This is a genomic window from Pseudoalteromonas sp. XMcav1-K (assembly GCF_044005875.1).
GTDB lineage: Bacteria > Pseudomonadota > Gammaproteobacteria > Enterobacterales > Alteromonadaceae > Pseudoalteromonas > Pseudoalteromonas spongiae.
In genome coordinates, this window is record NZ_JBIPJE010000033.1 from 172,036 (window position 1) to 189,730 (window position 17,695).

Genomic DNA, 17,695 nt, shown 5'->3' on the forward strand with positions numbered 1-17,695 from the left:
TAGTTTAACAAAGCTTTCAGGTTAGATACTATATGTTTTGAGCGTGATGCAGGTAAGGTTTGTCATTTTTAAAATGAAAGAAAAAGATTATGCATATTGGGTTAAGCTTTCAAGCAGTTTAACCCTTGTTTTAGCAAGCACCATGGTTGCAGCAAAGTTTTGGGCTTGGATGAGCACCGGCTCAACCACTATGTTGGGTTCGTTAACTGATTCCTTGCTAGATATTACGGCATCTGCCATTAACTTTTGGGTGCTTCGAATTGCGCTTGTACCAGCAGATGATGACCACCGCTTTGGTCATGGTAAAGCTGAATCATTAGTAGGGCTTGGACAAGCAGCATTTATTGCTGGTAGCGCATGCTTGCTGGCGTTTTATGGTGTAGAGCGATTATTTAACCCGGTAAAAAGCGAAGCCGTATTTACTGGCGTTGTTGTTAGTATTTATGCCGTAGTGTGTACCTTATTAATTATCGCAATTCAGCATTGGGCATTAAAGCAAACTAAATCGGTAGCGATAAAGGCTGATTCAGTGCATTACAAAGGCGATTTACTGCTAAATTTAAGCGTTATTGTTGCCCTTATACTGGCGAACCTTGGTTGGGTATACAGTGATGGTGTATTTACCTTACTGATTGCGGGTTATTTATTTTACAACGCTTATGATGTTGCAAAAGAATCAACTGATTATTTAATGGATAAAGAGTTAGCTGATGACATTAAGTTGCAAATTGAACAGGCGGTGTTATCTCACTCTGAGGTGCTTGGTTTTCATGAGTTACGCACTCGTCAAAGCGGGCCTACCAAATTTATTCAATTGCATTTAGAGCTTGATAGTAACCTTACTTTAGCAAATGCTCATCGTATTTCGGTTGAGGTGGAAGAGGCCATTCACAGTATCATGGATGGCGAAGTGGATGTGCTTATTCACAAAGATCCGTTTTAAAAAATTGAAAAATATCATTTAGAGCAAGATCGCGAATAGCATCTTGCTCAAATAAAATCTCATGCAAACTGCCGTGATAACATTTCTTTTGCATTGGTTTATTGCGTGCTACAACCTTATCTTGCCATGTGTTGGCAACTATCGTATCGCGCTCAGCCTGCATCAATAAAATAGGTAATGCTGTGGAGGTGGATTGGATCTGGTCAATTGCCCGAAATGCCTGTTTGAGCCAACCTACAGTTACCCCGCCGAGCTGCAGTGTTGGGTTCTCTTTATACAAAGTGCGAAATGCATTGTAGCGCGTTTCACATTGCATCAGTGGATTGTCCTGAAATGGCTTTTCTAGGTATCCAGATTGGCCAAAAAAGTAATGTGTATTTAAGCCAAGTAAACTGAGTATATTTACGATTAATTTTGCTACAGGGTATGGAAAGCCAGGTGTTGGAATGCCGAACATAGGGGCGCTGAGCACAGCTTTTTCAAATGGGTGTGTATGATTTGCCAAGTACAAATAGCTAATCGCAGCGCCCATTGAGTGTGCCAGTAAATAGTGCTTACCTTGCCAGTTTTGCTCTACTACCTGCTCAACAAAGAGAGAGAGCCCTTGTATATAGTCTTCGAAGCTATGAATGTAGCCCTTATCTGCAACGGGTAATAAACGGCTCGACACACCTTGCCCAAGATGGTCGCACATAAAAACGGCAAATCCTTTGCTATAAAAATTATAGGCGAGCTCTTGATATTTTAAATAGCTTTCACAGCGACCATTTACTATGGTCACAGCTGCTTTGGCGTTATTCGGTATTATAAACGCGTAGCCAAGTTGATTGCCATGAAACGCTAATTTAGCGTGAGTGACGGTTGACCAAAATTGTTCGATGTTATGTTGTTTAGTCATGATTTAGGGTAATGGTTACTTTTAAGCCTGAATTGTGTTGATTTTCGAGTGTAATGGTACCTTTGTGTATTTCTACAGCATGTTTAGTTATTGCTAGACCCAATCCAGTGCCGCCGCTATTGCGCTCTCGCGATTGTGAAATGCGGTAAAAGGGTTCAAGTAGCATAGGTAATTCTGACGCTTCAACACCTTCACCATCATCGCTAATTGTTACAATTACGGCTTTATCGCAATCTGTAATATCGCAGTGAATCGTTGTTTTTGCATATCTAATAGCGTTACGCAAAATATTTTCAAATGCGCTGGCGATAAGTGCAGCATCTAACTCGAGTTGTTTGCTGGTAGAGCCTGTTACTTTGAGCTGTTTATGCTGTTGCTCCGATTCAAATTCCGCATCTTTGAGCACTTGCTGCAGAATTGATTGCAATGGCTGAAGGTCTTTTTGAATATATTGATTATTCGCTTCTAACCTAGATAGCTTTAATACATCAGAGATCATTTGATCAAGATTGTTTGCCTCTTTTTCGATGCGTGATAAATAACTTTCTTGCTCGCTTGATTGTTTAAGTTGTGCAAGCCCTGTCGCCATTTGTAAGCGTGTTAAGGGGGAGCGTAACTCGTGTGATACGTCGGCCATTAGGCGCTTTTGGCTGGTTACTAAAGATTCTAGGCGCTGCGCCATAACATTAAAGTCGTTTGCCAGCATTGTGAGCTCATCGCCTGATTTACGATTCATTTCAATACGGGTATCAAGTTGTCCATTGGCAAGTTGTGTTGTCGCGCGTTTAATTTTATTTATCGGTTTTATTAGTGTTCGACTAAACAGTAAACTTAACAGTAAGGTTGCACCGATAACGACCAGCGTTTTTAGCCATGCTGGCATTAAAATAATACGCAAACCAAGTGGTGGAGTACGCCAAGGTTCAATCTCATACATTAGAAATGTTTGTTGCTGATACGATACTTTAACTGGCCCTAACGCGCGGTATTTATCTGTGGTGATAATTTGTGGCTCTAGCTGTTGGGTAAATGCGAGTAAACTTACATCAGGTTGTTGTGTATTTTGCTGGTTAAAAAACGCCAGATTGGAATCGATTTGCGTAAAATACAACAAACGATGACGGGCAATGCGTGGATGTGACGCCAGTTGCTCTAGCGTTTTATCTGGCTTTTTATGCTGTGCACGCTCGAGACCATTTGCTAAACGTTTTAGGTTGATAAGCTTTGGCCCATGAAGTTTATGGCTATCAACATTAGACTCAGTAAGCTGACTAAAAACAAACAGCACAGTTAAAGTAAATAAAATGGTTAACCAAAACCAACTAAACACTTTAAAAAATAGGTAATTTCTTGGGTTAAATTTATTTAGCATCAGTTAATTTCCAAGCAAAATATAGCCAGCACCACGCACGGTTTTTATTTTTTCTTGCTCGATGTGCTCTGCTATTTTTTTTCGAATATTACTGACATGCATGTCGATAGAGCGATCAAAGGCGGCGAGTTTTCGACCTAGCACTTGCTCGCTAATTGTCTCTTTGCTAACGATTTCACCTTGGTTATTTAACAGTAAAAACAAAATTTCAAATTCAGTACCAGTAAGCTCAATTTTTTGCTCTGCAGCAAATGCTTCGCGGGTATGCGGCGTTAGCCTAATGCCATTTTCTTCAATAATGGCGTTGCTGTGCATTTGCTGAATATTTTCGATTCGGCGTGTGATTGCTTTCACCCTGGCTAATAATTCGCGGTGATTAAATGGCTTGGCTAAATAATCATCAGCGCCAAGTTCTAAGCCAAATATACGGTCAAAATCTTCACCTTTTGCGGTTAACATAATAACAGGGGTAAGTTTACTTTGGCGCAGCTGTTTTAATACTTCGAACCCGTCAAGGCCAGGTAACATCACATCTAGTAAAATAACATCATAGTTTTGTGCAAGCGCTTGCTCTAAGCCCGTATCCCCGCGGTGACACGCTGTGATATTAAACTCATGGGAAGAAAGGTACTCGGTAAGTAACTCGCTAAGTTCTATGTCATCATCAATTAGAAGTACGTTCATTTCTTTGCCTTGCAATACAACGGATACGCCTATTTTAAGGGGAATCTATGCAGCCAAAAAGCAATTTACACAACCTTTACATTGCTTTGCGTTGCTTTTCATTGAGCTTGCTAAAGTAACCATAACACCAAATAAGACCCAACTGGAGAATGTTATGAAATTTAAAATGTTAGTTTCGGCGGCAGTATTATCAATTGCAGCACTTTCAAGCAGCGTAGTTATGGCAAAACCTCATAAAGAGGGCTTTAACATGTACCGAATGTTACTTTCAGAGCGCGGTATTTCACGTTTAGATTTAACTAAGGTGCAACAAGATAAAATAAAAAGTATTGCTGATGCAGAAAAAGCGGCGCTAAAAGCATTTAAAGAGCGCAATCCGAATACACGTGCTGATGTTAAAGAACTTGTGCATGCTGAAGTATTTGACGAAGTGGCATTTAGACAAATGCTTGCTAAACAGCAAAGTGAACGCACCGAGCTTGCTGTTATGAAAGCGAAAAATAAAAATGCAGTTTGGAATACGTTAACGACGGAGCAGCAGGAAAAGCTTAAAAAAGTAATGAAACGTAAAAATAAGCAAAAGCGTTCAAAGCAACATGCAGAAAAGTAGCTAACAGATCGTGTAACTAACCAAATATATTGTTTGTATTTGGTTAGTGCATCTTTTTATTGTATTAATTTACGTTTGTGAATTTTTGTACAGTTTTTATTGTGCAAGGTGTACGAATTTTATTCATTTAATCACAAAGTTAAACACTTTTTTCTAGCCCAAGGCGCTAATGTAATTTCAGGTCAATAAGGAAATTACATTATGAATAATATAAAGAACAAAATAGGAACGGCATTTGTTGTGCCAGCATTATGTGTACTGTCTGTTGCGTGTGATAGTGACTCGCATCAATATCGAGATACATCTCAACCGGTCGTTATTGACTTTAATGCCGACCATCATGATTTTTCAGCGTTATTCTCGGACTATCCGCAAGGGCAGGAGGATTTTTTCGAACTGGCATCTTCTTATCAACAGCTACCAACACCTTATGAAGATAAGCATGGCTATCGTCTGTATGGCAGTAACCGTTCAGATGATTTATTTATGGGGCTTTATGGCAAAATTGATAATTTAAGGCCAGCAAAGCGCTATAACCTGTCGTTTAAAGCCACTATAGTTACTAATATTCAATCAAATTGTGCAGGCATTGGCGGGCCACCAGGTGAATCTGTTTATATCAAAGTCGCAACTCATTCAGAACAGCCTAAAAATAGCCTTAAAGATGGAATGTATCGCCTTAATTGGGATGTAGGCACACAAGGCGAACAAGGAGAGCATAGTCAGGTGGTAGGGGATATTAGTAACGGTATCGATTGTATGGCTGAAAATCGTTATATTGCGAAAGAGATGACCTCCGAGCTAAGTATTCCTGTCACGGCTAATGATAATGGCGATGTATGGATTATGGTTGGCAGCGATTCGGGTTTTGAAGGGCCATCTGAATTACTTATTTCACATATTTCAGTGGCCTTTACTGATTAACCCGAGTTCAGGCTAATTAATCTTTAAAAAAGCCTTCTTGGTTTGCAGCAAGCATTGCTTCGATGTCTTCGATAGACTCAGGAGTAAATGCTTGATCGGGGGTCAGAGGTGTGGAAATCGTATGATTTTCTTCTGACCATTCGCCCAAATCAATAAGCTGACAGCGTTTAGAACAAAAAGGGCGAAATTTTGCGCTTTCTTGCCAGATAACCTCTTTTTGGCAAGTAGGGCACTTTACTGTTGTTGGCATAAAAATAACTTCAATTACGTTGATAGTGCAAATGTTAGAGAATAACTATGTTTGAGTAAAGCGCTTGGTTTAAATCAGCCGTTCAATACTGCCTAGGCAATGCGGATATGGTTCATAGTTCTTCAACCCAAAGTTCATTGCGTAACGTAAACCCTCAATTCAAGCGTTTAGTAACTGGTAACACGGTTTATCTCGGCAAGGCTAGTCACCCCTGACGCCGCCTTTTCTAGACCTGAAAGTCGTAAACTATTAAATCCACTCGCTAATGATGCTTTGGCGATATCCAAAGAATTTCCGCCCGACATAATGATTTGTGATATTTCAGAGGTAATTCGCATTACTTCATAGATGCCGACTCGACCTTTATAACCCTCAGTACAATGTTCGCATCCAACAGCTTTAAATAACGTAATATTGCCAATCTGCTGATCAGTGAAGCCTTGCGACTTGAGTTCTTCGATCGGTAAGGTTTCAGGTGTTTTACAATTATTGCAAAGGCGTCGAGCAAGGCGTTGTGCAATGATTAAGCTAATAGAACTTGCAACATTGTACGCGGGTACGCCCATATTGAGTAAGCGAGTAAGAGTTTCGGGTGCTGAGTTTGTGTGTAGCGTACTTAATACTAAGTGACCTGTTTGCGCTGCTTTTATTGCGATTTCAGCGGTCTCCAAATCACGTATCTCACCAACCATAACAATGTCGGGATCTTGGCGAAGGAAAGCGCGAAGTGCGTTTGCAAATGTCATATCTGCTTTAGGGTTTATTTGCACTTGGTTCACACCGACAAGGTTTATTTCGACAGGATCTTCGGCTGTGGAAATATTAACCTCAGCTTTGTTTAAAATATTTAAGCCGGTGTAGAGTGATACCGTTTTACCTGAGCCGGTGGGGCCTGTAACTAAGATCATGCCTTGAGGTTGTGACAGTGCTTCTAAATACATGGCTTTTTGCGCTGGCTCATAACCAAGCACATCAATACCGAGCATAGCACTACTCGAATCCAAAATACGCATTACAATTTTCTCTCCCCACAAGGTGGGTAGGGTAGAGACTCGAAAATCGATACTTTTCTTTGCTGTAATTTTTAATTTGATACGACCATCTTGTGGTTTACGTTTTTCTGCAATATCTAAACGAGACATTACTTTGACACGGGCCGAAATGCGTGACGATAGCATTTGTGGCGGTGATGCTACCTCATGTAAAATGCCATCAATGCGAAAACGGATACGATAGGATTTTTCATAAGGTTCAAAATGTAAATCTGATGCACCTTTACGTATCGCGTCCATCAAAATTTTATTGATATAGACAATGATAGGGGCATCGTCTTTATCTGGTGCGCTGTCTTCAGATAAGTTAGCTTCGGTATCAGTTACTTCAATATCGCCAAATTGCTCAAACTCTTCATCTGATATTGCCAAGTCATCAGTTTTATTAAATATTGTTTCAATAAATTGCTCGAGCGCATTGAAGTCAACAACTATAGCTTCAGTTTGAAGGCCTGTGTTGAATTCGAAGTCTTCGAAGGCATCAAAATTAGTTGGGTCAGATGTGGCTAAGAATAAAGTTCTTCCACACTTTGATAAGGGTAACAAATGGTGTTTTTTAACTAGCTCTTCGCTGATATCATCAAGCGGTATGCTGCTAGGCTCTACCGTGGCAATATCTAGGACGGGTAAGTTAAACCAAGAAGAACAGTATCCTGCTAATTGCTTTGATGAAAGTTTACTGTTGTTTAAGATAAACTCGCTAATATGTGTGGTTGAACTCGCGGCTGAGATTACTTGTTCATGCGCGATAAACCCCATTGCAACACATTTACGAATAAGCGGAGAGTTTACATTCATCACTTGCCTCCAAATCAATCTACTTTAAGTGTTGTTGAGATTACTTGGATTGCAAGTTTTACGAAAAATCAGGAAATTATAATGTTTTAGGGTGTGAAGTTTTACTTTGCGAGCAAACTATGAATTCGCTACTGATTGTTTACGATATGAATACAGAGATTTTATCTGTTTGATAGCTTTTGATGAATTGCCATTACTTGAGCATATGTGTTATCCAATGATAATGCGTTATCAATAACGTAATCTGCTTTTTTTAATTTTATACTCCTAGGCATTTGAGCTGCAATAATCTGTTTTATTTGTTCTTGATTGACACCGTCACGCTCACTACCTCGTATAATTTGCAGTTCCTCGGGAATGTCCACTACTAGTGTTTTTTCACATAACTTATCAAGGTTATTTTCGAATAACAGAGGCGCGTCCAAAATAACGTAGGGCCCTCTTTCTGCATTTAATTGTTTTAAGATTTCTTGGCGAATAATTGGGTGCAGTAAGTTATTAAGCCATAGTTTTTCGGATTCGTTGGCGAAGATAAGCTTTCTGAGTTCGGCTCGATTGAGTTCGCCATTATTTAAAAGAATCCGAGAACCAAAGTGTACTTTAATTTTTTCAAGGCTGGATGAGTTAGGTGCAACAACTTGCTTTGCTATCGCATCCGCATCAACAATAGTGATACCGAGTTTTTTGAAATAGTTTGATACAGTGGACTTTCCGGTGGAAATGCCACCGGTTAATCCGATTACTGGAACTGGCATATTATAATGTTAAGAAATTAAAATAAGCGGTTTGGATTTGTTCACCCCAAATCAGGGAAATCCAGCCAGCTATTGCAATATAAGGCCCAAATGGAATCGGTGTTGCTTTGTCTTTCCCTTGAATCGAAAGAAGCGTAACCCCAATTACCGCGCCCACTAGGCTCGACATTAACACTATCATGGGTAAATACTGCCAGCCTAAAAGAGCACCAAAAACAGCCATTAGCTTAAAGTCTCCATAGCCCATACCCTCTTTGCCGGTAAGTAATTTAAATACCCAATATACTGACCAAAAAACGAGGTAGCCTGCAGCTGCACCAATAATAGCTTGTGATGGTTCAATCGTAAGTCCCATAACTGACGCTATTAATACCAACCACAGTAATGGCAAAGTAATTTGGTCTGGCAATAACATATGGTCTATATCAATGAAAATAAGTGATATTAGTGCGTATGTCAGTATTAAGTACAAAGCGGCTTGCTCAGTTATGCCAAAATAATACGCTATCACAAGGCCAGACAGACCAGTTAAAAGCTCAATGCTTGGGTAGCGAACTGAAATCTTGTTACCACAGCAGGCCGCTTTACCACGCAAAAATAACCAACCAAATACCGGCAAATTAAACCAAGGTTTAATTTGTGTATTACAGTGAGGACAGGTTGAACTAGGCGTAATTAAATTGAATGCCTTTGTGCTTGCCTCGTAAGGTGTTTTGAGATTATCAGCAAGTAGCAAACTGCATTCAGCTTTCCATTCGTTTTCCATCATTTTTGGTAAACGATAGATAACAACATTTAGAAAACTGCCGATGCATATGCTTACTAGAAAAACAGTTACGCAGTATAGCCAAGGTGCTAATGTAAATGCTTCAACAATATAATTCATTAATATTTAACCAATTACTTGACCTAATTGGAAGATAGGTAAGTACATACCGACAATTAAACCACCAACTAGTACACCTAAAACAACCATAATGAGGGGTTCAAGAAGGCTAGAAAGTGCATCTACAGCATCATCTACTTCCTGTTCATAAATACTAGCAACTTTTCCAAGCATATCGTCGATTGCGCCAGACTCTTCACCAATTGCTACCATTTGGATAACCATATCAGGAAAGACGCCGGTGTTCTTCATGGCGAAGTTCATTTGGTTACCAGAGCTGACTTCATTTTTAATTTCTAGTATTGCATCTCGATATACAGCATTTCCGGAAGCTCCGGCTGCAGATTGCAGCGCGTCAACCAATGGGACACCTGCCGCAAATGTGGTTGATAAAGTGCGCGCATAACGCGCTACTGCAGCTTTGTTTAGGATCATGCCAACAATTGGAAGCTTCAATATTGCTCTATCTGTATTGTCTCGAACTTGTTTGTTTGATTGATGGGCTTTTTTAAACAGAAAAAAGCTTATTCCAATAATGCCAAACACCACCCACCAATAGGCCTGCATAAACTCAGATATACTCACAATCATTTGTGTAAAAGCTGGTAATTCAGCTCCGAAACCGGCAAATACTTGCTCAAATTGTGGTACAACGAATATTAATAAAATCACCGTTACGATAAATGCAACCGTAAGAACCGCTATTGGATAAAACATTGCCTTTTTTATTTTTGACTTAAGGGCTTCTGCTTTTTCTTTATATAGCGCTACCCTATCGAATATATGATCTAGTGCACCTGATTGTTCGCCTGATTCAACAAGGTCGCAGTAAAGTTCATCAAAATACTTAGGGTTGGCTCGTAGTGCTTTACTTAAAGGATCACCGGCTTTAACTTCATCAGCTATTTTAACTACTAACTTTTGTAAAGATTTATTTTCGGACCCATTAGCTATCATATCCAAGGCCTGAATTAGTGATACGCCTGCGGTTAACATTGTTGCTATCTGTCTTGTTAATACAGCGATGTCTCTAGGGGTTATCTTAGGAGCAGAGCTCATTCCAAAGGTTTGAGATTTTCTCTTAACTTTGGACGGGGTGATTCCTTGTTTACGGAGTTGAGCCTTTACGATTGCGATACTGGGGCCATTTAATTCTCCCTCCATGCGCTTTCCGCGTGCGTTGACCCCTACCCATGAAAATGTAGTTAGGCCTTTATTGTTCTCTTTTTTTGCCATTTTTTATCCTTAATCTCAAATCATTAAAGGCTCTATTAGTTTAGTGTTATCTAGTTTATCTTTCTAGGCATTAATAGCTCGTTACGCGATTTATCTCTGTAATACTTGTCACACCTGAAGCTGCTTTCACTAATCCAGATTTTCGCAAATTATTAATACCTTCTTGCTCTGCAATTGCTGCAATTTCCAAAGAGTTACCACCTCGCATAATAATCTCTGCAATTTTTGGTGTAATTGGCATTACTTCATATATACCAACACGGCCCTTATAACCTTCTGTGCATTTATCGCAACCTACAGCCTTAAATAGTTGTAGGTTAGATATTTGTTCACTTGTGAATCCAAGTTTTAATAGCTCTTCTTCAGGAAGAGTTTCAGGTTCTTTACAAACTGGACAAAGACGCCTTGCTAGACGCTGAGCAATGATTAAGCTTACAGAGCTTGCGATATTGTATGAGGGGACCCCCATATTCATTAAACGCGTTAGCGTTTCAGGTGCGGAGTTAGTATGTAAAGTACTTAAAACTAAGTGACCAGTTTGTGCTGCTTTGATAGATATTTCAGCGGTTTCTAAATCACGGATCTCACCTACCATTACGATATCCGGATCTTGACGCAGGAAGGCCCTAAGCGCATTGGCAAAGGTCATGTCTGCCTTAGCATTTATTTGAACCTGGTTAATACCAACTAAATTTATTTCTACAGGATCTTCTGCGGTACTAATATTCCTTTCCGGTTTGTTAAGAATGTTTAGACCTGTATAAAGAGAAACTGTTTTACCTGAGCCTGTAGGGCCTGTAACAAGAATCATGCCTTGTGGTTGTGCAAGTGCATTTAAATAAAGCTCTTTTTGTTCGGGTTCGTACCCTAATACATCAATGCCAAGCATAGCACTCGATGAATCAAGAATACGCATTACAATTTTTTCACCCCAAAGCGTTGGTAAAGTCGATACACGAAAATCAATGCTTTTTTTAGCCGTTATTTTTAATTTAATACGGCCATCTTGTGGCTTTCGCTTTTCTGCTAAATCAAGTTGAGACATTACTTTGATACGTGCTGAAATTCGACTCTCTAAGCCTATAGGAGGATTAGCAACTTCATGTAACACGCCGTCAACACGAAATCGAATTCTGTAAACGTGTTCATAGGGCTCAAAGTGTAAATCTGAAGCTCCGCGCTTAATTGCATCCATTAAAATTTTGTTAATGTAAACAATAATTGGAGCGTCATCTTCTTTTGCATTTACATCACTTTCTTCGTCAGCTTTGTTATCTATATCCGAAGTTACGCCACTCAACTCATTGAGCTGATCATCGCTTAGCTCTATTCCATCACTCTTTTCAAACAATGAATCTATTGCGGTGTTGAGTTCATCGTATGCAACCACCACCACTTCAGTTTGTAAACCTGTATTAAACTCATAGTCTTCAAACGCATCAAAATTTGTAGGGTCCGCACTAGCTAAATAGAGAGTTTTGCCTTTTAATGCGATTGGGAGCACTTTATGCTTTTTTATAAGCTTTTCGTTTCTTTCTTTCCCGTCAGGAACAAAATCGAGGTCAAAATTATTCAACTCAAGTAAAGGTGCTGAAAACAAGCTAGCAGCTTTAAACGCCAGTTCTTTCGCTGATAACTGTGTCGCATTACAAAGGCGTTCAATAAGAGGGGTATCGGGATGATTATTTGCTAAAGTTGAGCGGTCAAGATACCCAAAGCTTTCAAGTTTTCGAATTAGAGGAGAAGATAGTTGCATTGAGTTATTTTTTTAGCTGCATATTGCGATTATTTCACAAAATAATTACTTCTTAGTCAAGGAGTAAATAAATTAATAGACATTATCATTAGAAATGAGTTTTAACTCACTGTATATTTTTTTCAGAATGATCAAAAAGCTAGATGTGCTAAATAATCGATGGTTATGTGGGTGGTTTAAATGCAGAAGAATGATTAAGTGATTTTTCGGGTCAATTAAAAGTAATGTTTCTAAACCTGGTAGATTTCCTTTGTGTTGAAAAACTTTATTGTTAAATACGTTTTGAACATAAAAACCATTGCAGTATGTATCAAAAACACAGTCGTCGAAATCAACAGGATACTCTTTGCACTCTTTATTGGCACACTTTATAAAATTTTCAGCAAAACGAAATAGGCCTACAGGCGAAGTAAGCATATTTCCAACAGAATCAAACGATGGAGGTAAAGGGTATTTAGACGCACGACTCGGCAAGATTTTTGTCTTTGTCCAGTTTGACCAAGCGCTTTGACGTAAATATTTAAAGTCTTTACCAGTTACACACTCCATCTCTTTACCAATTAGTAAATAATTCAAGTTTGAATAATTAACTCGATAGGTATTAAAAGGCTTACTAACTAGTGCTTTCTTATATTGGGCTTCTATGGCTTGCTCATCAAATATATTATTAGTCAATTGTGGATATTGAGATGTGTGATCAAGCAATATGAGAGGGTTATAGCTTTGCTTATACAGGCAGCTTCTGAAAGCTGCTAGAGAGACTGTATCTTTAGTTATATGATAGGTAAACAATCTATAAGTAATTGGCTTTGCAATGGAAGCCCATTGGTAAACATTATTTATCGATTCACCATTAATTTTATCATCGTTAAATTTGTACCAAATTTTAAGTTGATGTTCCGCAAGCACTGAAATTGGAGATAAAAGTAATGCAAAGGCTACATATTTTATAAGCATTTTATTGGCACTTTCTTTAGGTATTGGCGATAGGCTGGGTATTGTGCTAAATGCATTTCCTCCGTTTTCGCTCGCAAGTAATATATACCATTCCAGAATAGAATAACTAAAACTGCGATTATGGTATCTAGGATACTGGTTGTAACAACAAAAGGAACTGACATTAACCACCAGTAAATATTTTTAGCCAAGTAAGCTGGATGAGCGCAATAGCGATATGGCCCCCAGTGAATAAGTCGCCGATAAGTTAAATTAGAAAATGTATTGCCGAATGAAATAGTAGCCCAAAAATAAATGGTCCAAGTAACAGTTATTAAACATCCCCAAAACCAATACAAAAGCGTGTTTTTTTCGAGCCAGTGTGTCCATACAAACTTATCAGGGGCTTTCACAAAATCTGAAACTAAATCATTTATAGGGGGGTAGCATAAAAAACAAACAACAATACCCGTTAAATAAGGATTAAAACTCTTTATGCTATTTTTAAAGTATTTAGCAGCGAATATATATCCGATCAACGCAATACTGACATCAATAAGTAAGCCTAATTGAATTAGGGAGTTAAACCAATTTACGTTACTTTTATTTAATATATCAGTTAAAGAAAGTGCTTGTATAAGTTCTACTTGTATGTCGAATAAAAAACACGCAAAAAATACTTTGATGAAGAGTGATAAAACAAAATATCGCCAATTAATATCGCTTGATTTATCAGCAATGAGCTTTTCACCAAACTTTTCTAAATAAGTATCACGAGATAAGCCTTCAAATAATAGTAGAGAAATTAGAAATAAGGGAATGTAATAGGTTCGATTTTCAAGAAAGTAATAACCACTTGAGTTTATTAAAAAGATTATATTAACAACAACAATAACCCCTACACTTACAAAGAAAATACCTATTAGTTTCTTAGTATCTATATTGAATCTTTTTATCTTAAAAAAATTTAAACTTAGAATAAAAGCGATGCAAAAATTAAAAATAACAGCTATAAATTCAGCATTGATTACTGGCGTTTCACTTTTGGGAATAGTTATTAATAATAGCCAAACGACACTGATAAAAAGAGCGGCGCTAACACCTGAAAAATATAATTTGTTCATAAATAAAAAAGAGGAGCGATAAAGCTCCTCTCAACATAATTTAATTTTGATTAAACTATTATAAAGAACCACCACCAGTAGAACCACCACCGCTTGATGATGATGCAGCTTGTTCAGTTACAGTACCAGCTGTCATATCGATTACATAAGTTTTATCACCAGGGCTTACAGCGACCATTGTAACGCCTGTGCTTGAAAGTGTTAGTGGAGTTGTGATGCTCGGTGTACACGCATTACCAGCGTAAGCACGTGCAGCTTCTGCTGCGTGTAGCTTGATTGCGCTTTCTGTCATCCATTGCTTTGCGTCAGTAGAACAAGCGTTGTTTGCACCACGGATAGTGTAGTTTTGATACTGTGGAATCGCTACTGCTGCAAGAATACCGATGATTGCAACAACGATCATTAATTCGATTAGTGTGAAACCCTTTTGGGCTGTTTGTTTCATGTTTTTCATAATGTACCTCTAACGAGTGTTTATGGGGCTAAGTTATTAAAAAGAGCTGCCTGTTAAACAGAGCATACTCATTCCATTAATTAGTATAGTTAAACTTCTCTAATGAGAAAGTAAGTATTAGTAACTTTTCCCTAAGCGATTAATACCAAACCATAAAAAATTATTAATTTGTCTCTAAAAACCACCTAAAGGTACTACTAAGTTGGCTTACTAGGAACAAAACTAATTCCTTATTACTAGCCTGTACTTCCTGTACTCGCTATTTCTAATGAGATGCTAGCACGACATTTATGACTTGTGTAGCATCTTTTTTTACAATTAGCTTACATGTTCCTAAATTAATACAAAAGGATTGCTCTTTCTGTATGAAAAAAGTTAAAGTTCACTAATTAGTCGCCATTATTTTCAAAACGCATTGATAAATCAAGCGCTTTTACATGTTTTGTTAAAGCACCTGAAGAAATAAAGTCGACACCTGCTTGAGAATAGGTGCGTAAAGTCTCTAATGTCATATTACCCGACACTTCCAGTTTGGCGCGTTTGTTAGTGATTGTTACCGCCTTGTTAATCATCTCAACTGTGAAATTATCAAGCATGATAATGTCTGCACCAGCATCAAGAGCCAACTGTAGTTCTGCTAAGTTTTCTACTTCTACTTCTACTTTTTTGTCTGGATGATTTGTTTTCGCTTGTGCTACCGCATTCTCAATGCCACCACAGGCAGCAATGTGGTTTTCTTTAATTAGAAAGGCGTCAAATAATCCGATGCGATGATTTTCGCCACCACCGCATTTCACTGCGTATTTTTGTAATAAGCGTAATCCCGGAATTGTTTTTCGAGTGTCGAGCAGTTGTGTTCCTGTACCAACTAACTCTTTTACATAGTGGGCGGTAATCGTTGCTGTGCCTGAAAGTGTTTGAACAAAGTTAAGCGCGGTGCGCTCAGCAGTTAAAATAGCGCGTGCATTACCAACCGCGGTAAATAACGTTTGGTTTTCTTCAATGACTTCTCCATCGTCAACTAATACATTCACTGTTACGCTTGGATCTACCTGTTCAAATACCTCTAAAATAAGTTGTTTACCACAAAAAACACCCGCTTCGCGTGTAATTACTTTTGCGTTTGCTTGTTGAGTTACTGGAATAAGCTGTGCGGTAATATCGCCATCAGCACTTTGGTAGTTTAAGTCTTCGTCGAGTGCAGATTTAACGAGTTGAGAAATTAATTGTTGAGAGAGAGCCATAGTGAAATTACAGAAAATGAAAATTGTAACAATTTTATCGTGTTGATTTTAAGTTGGCTATGATTTTATTGGATTTCAGATTTCAGATTTCAGATTTCAGATTTCAGATTTCAGATTTCAGATTTCAGATTTCAGATTTCAGATTTCAGATTTCAGATTTCAGATTTCAGATTTCAGATTTCAGATTTCAGATTTCTTTCGGCAAGTGTTAATCTAAATCTAATTTCTGCAGGCTACTTCGAAACATGCAAATAGAACAACACGTATTACAAGGTATTTGCTTTTTACCTTCTCCTCATTTTAATGAACGACCAGATGAACAAGATATTTCTCTAGTTGTACTTCACAATATTTCGTTGCCGGCAGGTCAGTTTGGTTTACCGTATATTTCTGATTTATTTTTAGGCTGTTTGGATTGCAAGGCGGACCCGAGTTTTTCAGATTTAGAAGGGCTTGAAGTATCAGCGCATTGTTTAATTCGCCGCGATGGCGAAGTTATTCAGTATGTGCCATTTAATAAACGGGCGTGGCATGCTGGTGTGTCTGAGTATAAAGGTAGGCAGGGATGTAATGATTTTAGTATCGGTATTGAATTAGAGGGGAGCGATCATGTTCCTTTCACAAATGAGCAGTATGCTAGCCTTGAAGAACTGGTCAAAATGCTTTTAAAACATTATCCTAAGTTAAATTCAAAAGCGATCACGGGTCATAGTGATATCGCGCCAGGTCGGAAAACAGATCCTGGCCCACACTTTGATTGGGCCCGCTTTCATGCCTCATTAACGTAGCAGAGAACAAGATGATTTTAATTTCAGTAATCTTAGCACTTATTATTGAAAGACTAGCCGCAAAAGAAGATGCATGGCAGCTTAATACCTATGTTAAGCATTTTATTAGTGTAAGTGAGTCAAACGGTTTATTTAGTAAGATTTACTCGCGTCGAGTGGATTTCTTTATTTGGCTATTACTTCCGGTGCTGTTGCTCTTTGCCGTAAGTGAAACGTTTGATTTTGTTTTGCTTGAACTAGCGATTAACGTGGTTGTGTTACTCGTGTGTTTTGGTTGTGCTTACTTGCGTGAGAAATACAAGGGGTATTTAAACGCGCTGCAGCGAGATGATGCAGAAGCAGCAACACTGTATGCGCTTCAATTAGGTCAAAAACGTACTGAACAGGAGGGTGGTGAAACAGTCGGTCAAACAATCGCATGGATTAACTTCCGTTATTATGGCGCGGTTATTTTTTGGTTTGTTATCTTTGGTGTGTGTGGTGCACTTGGTTATGCGTTAATTCGAAATTTTGCAGACCTGACTCGTAATGACCCTGAATCAGCCTTTCGAAAACACAAAAAGGTGCTTCATAAAACCCTTTATTGGCTTGACTGGTTACCGGCACGCATTGTCAGCTTTGGTTATTTAATTATTGGTAACTTTAGCCAAGGTACGGCAACTTATTTAAAATATGTATTTAACTTTTCAGTACCAAATCGACGAGTCATCGGTGACATTGCCCATGCCGCTGAATGTGTAGAACAAGAGTTTATCGGCTGCAGCTTTGAAGCTAAATGCATGGTGCGTTTGGTAAAGCGAAACATGCTGCTAATGCTAGCGGCAATTGCAATTCTTACTTTACTGGGGTCGGTAGGTTAAAAAAGAATTGAGATTTCAGAGTTCAGGTTCAGAATTTTGTTGAACCCTGAACCCTGAACCCTGAACCCTGAACCCTGAACCCTGAACCCTGAACCCTGAACCCTGAACCCTGAACCCTGAACCCT

The 17,695-nt window shown here is 38.6% G+C and carries 18 protein-coding genes; 5 read left to right on the plus strand and 13 right to left on the minus strand.

Annotation, left to right across the window (positions count from 1 at the left end; all coding sequences use genetic code 11):
* The first annotated feature begins 73 nt into the window (after positions 1-73).
* Positions 74-943 (plus strand): cation diffusion facilitator family transporter, encoded by an 870-nt coding sequence (locus tag ACHSBP_RS05965; RefSeq protein WP_395388343.1) that lies wholly within the window; start codon positions 74-76, stop codon positions 941-943.
* On the opposite strand, the gene ACHSBP_RS05970 is transcribed toward ACHSBP_RS05965, so the two are convergent.
* The 3 genes from ACHSBP_RS05970 to ACHSBP_RS05980 are packed head-to-tail and all read right to left on the minus strand — an operon-like array spanning position 921 to position 3,897.
* On the minus strand, positions 921-1,841 hold the full coding sequence (locus ACHSBP_RS05970) for an alpha/beta fold hydrolase (RefSeq protein ID WP_395388344.1): 921 nt from the start codon (positions 1,839-1,841) through the stop codon (positions 921-923). The two genes, ACHSBP_RS05965 and ACHSBP_RS05970, sit on opposite strands and share 23 nt — an antisense overlap.
* Positions 1,834-3,213, minus strand: coding sequence for an ATP-binding protein (locus tag ACHSBP_RS05975; protein WP_395388345.1), 1,380 nt, complete (start codon positions 3,211-3,213; stop codon positions 1,834-1,836). The genes ACHSBP_RS05970 and ACHSBP_RS05975 overlap by 8 nt, the downstream gene beginning before the upstream one ends.
* 3 nt (positions 3,214-3,216) lie before the next feature.
* Positions 3,217-3,897 carry a response regulator transcription factor gene (locus ACHSBP_RS05980; RefSeq protein WP_010561753.1) on the minus strand — a complete coding sequence of 227 codons (681 nt, stop codon included), beginning with the start codon at positions 3,895-3,897 and terminating at the stop codon, positions 3,217-3,219.
* Positions 3,898-4,051: 154 nt separating this feature from the next.
* Here ACHSBP_RS05980 and ACHSBP_RS05985 point away from each other — a divergent pair, with 154 nt between their 5' ends.
* A complete protein-coding gene (locus ACHSBP_RS05985) occupies positions 4,052-4,507 on the plus strand; it encodes a Spy/CpxP family protein refolding chaperone (protein WP_395388346.1) in 456 nt (151 codons plus the stop codon).
* Between the two features lie 201 nt (positions 4,508-4,708).
* Complete coding sequence (locus ACHSBP_RS05990; RefSeq protein ID WP_395388347.1) at positions 4,709-5,431, plus strand: hypothetical protein; 723 nt, start codon at positions 4,709-4,711, stop codon at positions 5,429-5,431.
* A 16-nt stretch (positions 5,432-5,447) separates the two neighbouring features.
* On the opposite strand, the gene yacG is transcribed toward ACHSBP_RS05990, so the two are convergent.
* From yacG to nadC, 10 genes are all read right to left on the minus strand, one after another.
* Positions 5,448-5,681, minus strand: a complete 234-nt coding sequence (gene yacG, locus ACHSBP_RS05995) for a DNA gyrase inhibitor YacG (protein ID WP_395388348.1) — start codon at positions 5,679-5,681, stop codon at positions 5,448-5,450.
* Positions 5,682-5,848: 167 nt separating this feature from the next.
* Positions 5,849-7,531 (minus strand): type IV-A pilus assembly ATPase PilB, encoded by a 1,683-nt coding sequence (gene pilB, locus ACHSBP_RS06000; RefSeq protein WP_395388349.1) that lies wholly within the window; start codon positions 7,529-7,531, stop codon positions 5,849-5,851.
* A gap of 161 nt (positions 7,532-7,692) precedes the next feature.
* Entirely contained in the window at positions 7,693-8,286 is a 594-nt protein-coding gene (coaE, locus tag ACHSBP_RS06005; RefSeq protein WP_395388350.1) for a dephospho-CoA kinase, read from the minus strand.
* A 1-nt stretch (position 8,287) separates the two neighbouring features.
* Complete coding sequence (locus ACHSBP_RS06010) at positions 8,288-9,172, minus strand: A24 family peptidase (protein WP_010561747.1); 885 nt, start codon at positions 9,170-9,172, stop codon at positions 8,288-8,290.
* A gap of 6 nt (positions 9,173-9,178) precedes the next feature.
* Positions 9,179-10,408 (minus strand): type II secretion system F family protein, encoded by a 1,230-nt coding sequence (locus tag ACHSBP_RS06015; protein ID WP_010561746.1) that lies wholly within the window; start codon positions 10,406-10,408, stop codon positions 9,179-9,181.
* Positions 10,409-10,478: 70 nt separating this feature from the next.
* Complete coding sequence (gene pilB, locus ACHSBP_RS06020) at positions 10,479-12,164, minus strand: type IV-A pilus assembly ATPase PilB (protein ID WP_010561745.1); 1,686 nt, start codon at positions 12,162-12,164, stop codon at positions 10,479-10,481.
* Between the two features lie 72 nt (positions 12,165-12,236).
* Positions 12,237-13,121 carry a hypothetical protein gene (locus ACHSBP_RS06025; protein WP_010561744.1) on the minus strand — a complete coding sequence of 295 codons (885 nt, stop codon included), beginning with the start codon at positions 13,119-13,121 and terminating at the stop codon, positions 12,237-12,239.
* On the minus strand, positions 13,112-14,224 hold the full coding sequence (locus ACHSBP_RS06030) for an isoprenylcysteine carboxylmethyltransferase family protein (RefSeq protein WP_010561743.1): 1,113 nt from the start codon (positions 14,222-14,224) through the stop codon (positions 13,112-13,114). Before ACHSBP_RS06030 ends, ACHSBP_RS06025 begins: the two co-directional genes overlap by 10 nt.
* Before the next feature lie 58 nt (positions 14,225-14,282).
* Positions 14,283-14,678: a type IV pilin protein gene (locus ACHSBP_RS06035; protein ID WP_010561742.1), complete on the minus strand. Its 396-nt coding sequence runs from the start codon at positions 14,676-14,678 to the stop codon at positions 14,283-14,285.
* A gap of 389 nt (positions 14,679-15,067) precedes the next feature.
* On the minus strand, positions 15,068-15,922 hold the full coding sequence (gene nadC / locus ACHSBP_RS06040) for a carboxylating nicotinate-nucleotide diphosphorylase (protein WP_395388351.1): 855 nt from the start codon (positions 15,920-15,922) through the stop codon (positions 15,068-15,070).
* A 245-nt stretch (positions 15,923-16,167) separates the two neighbouring features.
* Here nadC and ampD point away from each other — a divergent pair, with 245 nt between their 5' ends.
* Both ampD and ampE read left to right on the plus strand, forming a co-directional pair.
* The gene (ampD, locus tag ACHSBP_RS06045) at positions 16,168-16,710 is read left to right on the plus strand and encodes a 1,6-anhydro-N-acetylmuramyl-L-alanine amidase AmpD (RefSeq protein ID WP_395388352.1); all 543 of its coding nucleotides are present in this window, start codon (positions 16,168-16,170) and stop codon (positions 16,708-16,710) included.
* Between the two features lie 11 nt (positions 16,711-16,721).
* A complete protein-coding gene (gene ampE / locus ACHSBP_RS06050; protein WP_395388353.1) occupies positions 16,722-17,570 on the plus strand; it encodes a beta-lactamase regulator AmpE in 849 nt (282 codons plus the stop codon).
* Positions 17,571-17,695: the final 125 nt, after the last annotated feature.

What these genes read in the sequence shown, in the direction of transcription:
- ACHSBP_RS05985 (WP_395388346.1), top strand. Translation starts at nt 4,052, where the DNA reads ATGAAATTTAAAATGTTAGTTTCGGCGGCAGTATTATCAATTGCAGCA.
- ACHSBP_RS05970 (WP_395388344.1), bottom strand. Translation starts at nt 1,841, where the DNA reads ATGACTAAACAACATAACATCGAACAATTTTGGTCAACCGTCACTCAC.
- pilB (WP_010561745.1), bottom strand. Translation starts at nt 12,164, where the DNA reads ATGCAACTATCTTCTCCTCTAATTCGAAAACTTGAAAGCTTTGGGTAT.
- ACHSBP_RS05980 (WP_010561753.1), bottom strand. Translation starts at nt 3,897, where the DNA reads ATGAACGTACTTCTAATTGATGATGACATAGAACTTAGCGAGTTACTT.
- ACHSBP_RS06035 (WP_010561742.1), bottom strand. Translation starts at nt 14,678, where the DNA reads ATGAAAAACATGAAACAAACAGCCCAAAAGGGTTTCACACTAATCGAA.
- ACHSBP_RS05965 (WP_395388343.1), top strand. Translation starts at nt 74, where the DNA reads ATGAAAGAAAAAGATTATGCATATTGGGTTAAGCTTTCAAGCAGTTTA.
- ampE (WP_395388353.1), top strand. Translation starts at nt 16,722, where the DNA reads ATGATTTTAATTTCAGTAATCTTAGCACTTATTATTGAAAGACTAGCC.
- ACHSBP_RS06030 (WP_010561743.1), bottom strand. Translation starts at nt 14,224, where the DNA reads ATGAACAAATTATATTTTTCAGGTGTTAGCGCCGCTCTTTTTATCAGT.
- coaE (WP_395388350.1), bottom strand. Translation starts at nt 8,286, where the DNA reads ATGCCAGTTCCAGTAATCGGATTAACCGGTGGCATTTCCACCGGAAAG.
- nadC (WP_395388351.1), bottom strand. Translation starts at nt 15,922, where the DNA reads ATGGCTCTCTCTCAACAATTAATTTCTCAACTCGTTAAATCTGCACTC.
- yacG (WP_395388348.1), bottom strand. Translation starts at nt 5,681, where the DNA reads ATGCCAACAACAGTAAAGTGCCCTACTTGCCAAAAAGAGGTTATCTGG.
- ACHSBP_RS05990 (WP_395388347.1), top strand. Translation starts at nt 4,709, where the DNA reads ATGAATAATATAAAGAACAAAATAGGAACGGCATTTGTTGTGCCAGCA.
- ACHSBP_RS05975 (WP_395388345.1), bottom strand. Translation starts at nt 3,213, where the DNA reads ATGCTAAATAAATTTAACCCAAGAAATTACCTATTTTTTAAAGTGTTT.
- ACHSBP_RS06025 (WP_010561744.1), bottom strand. Translation starts at nt 13,121, where the DNA reads ATGCTTATAAAATATGTAGCCTTTGCATTACTTTTATCTCCAATTTCA.
- ACHSBP_RS06010 (WP_010561747.1), bottom strand. Translation starts at nt 9,172, where the DNA reads ATGAATTATATTGTTGAAGCATTTACATTAGCACCTTGGCTATACTGC.
- ampD (WP_395388352.1), top strand. Translation starts at nt 16,168, where the DNA reads ATGCAAATAGAACAACACGTATTACAAGGTATTTGCTTTTTACCTTCT.
- ACHSBP_RS06015 (WP_010561746.1), bottom strand. Translation starts at nt 10,408, where the DNA reads ATGGCAAAAAAAGAGAACAATAAAGGCCTAACTACATTTTCATGGGTA.
- pilB (WP_395388349.1), bottom strand. Translation starts at nt 7,531, where the DNA reads ATGAATGTAAACTCTCCGCTTATTCGTAAATGTGTTGCAATGGGGTTT.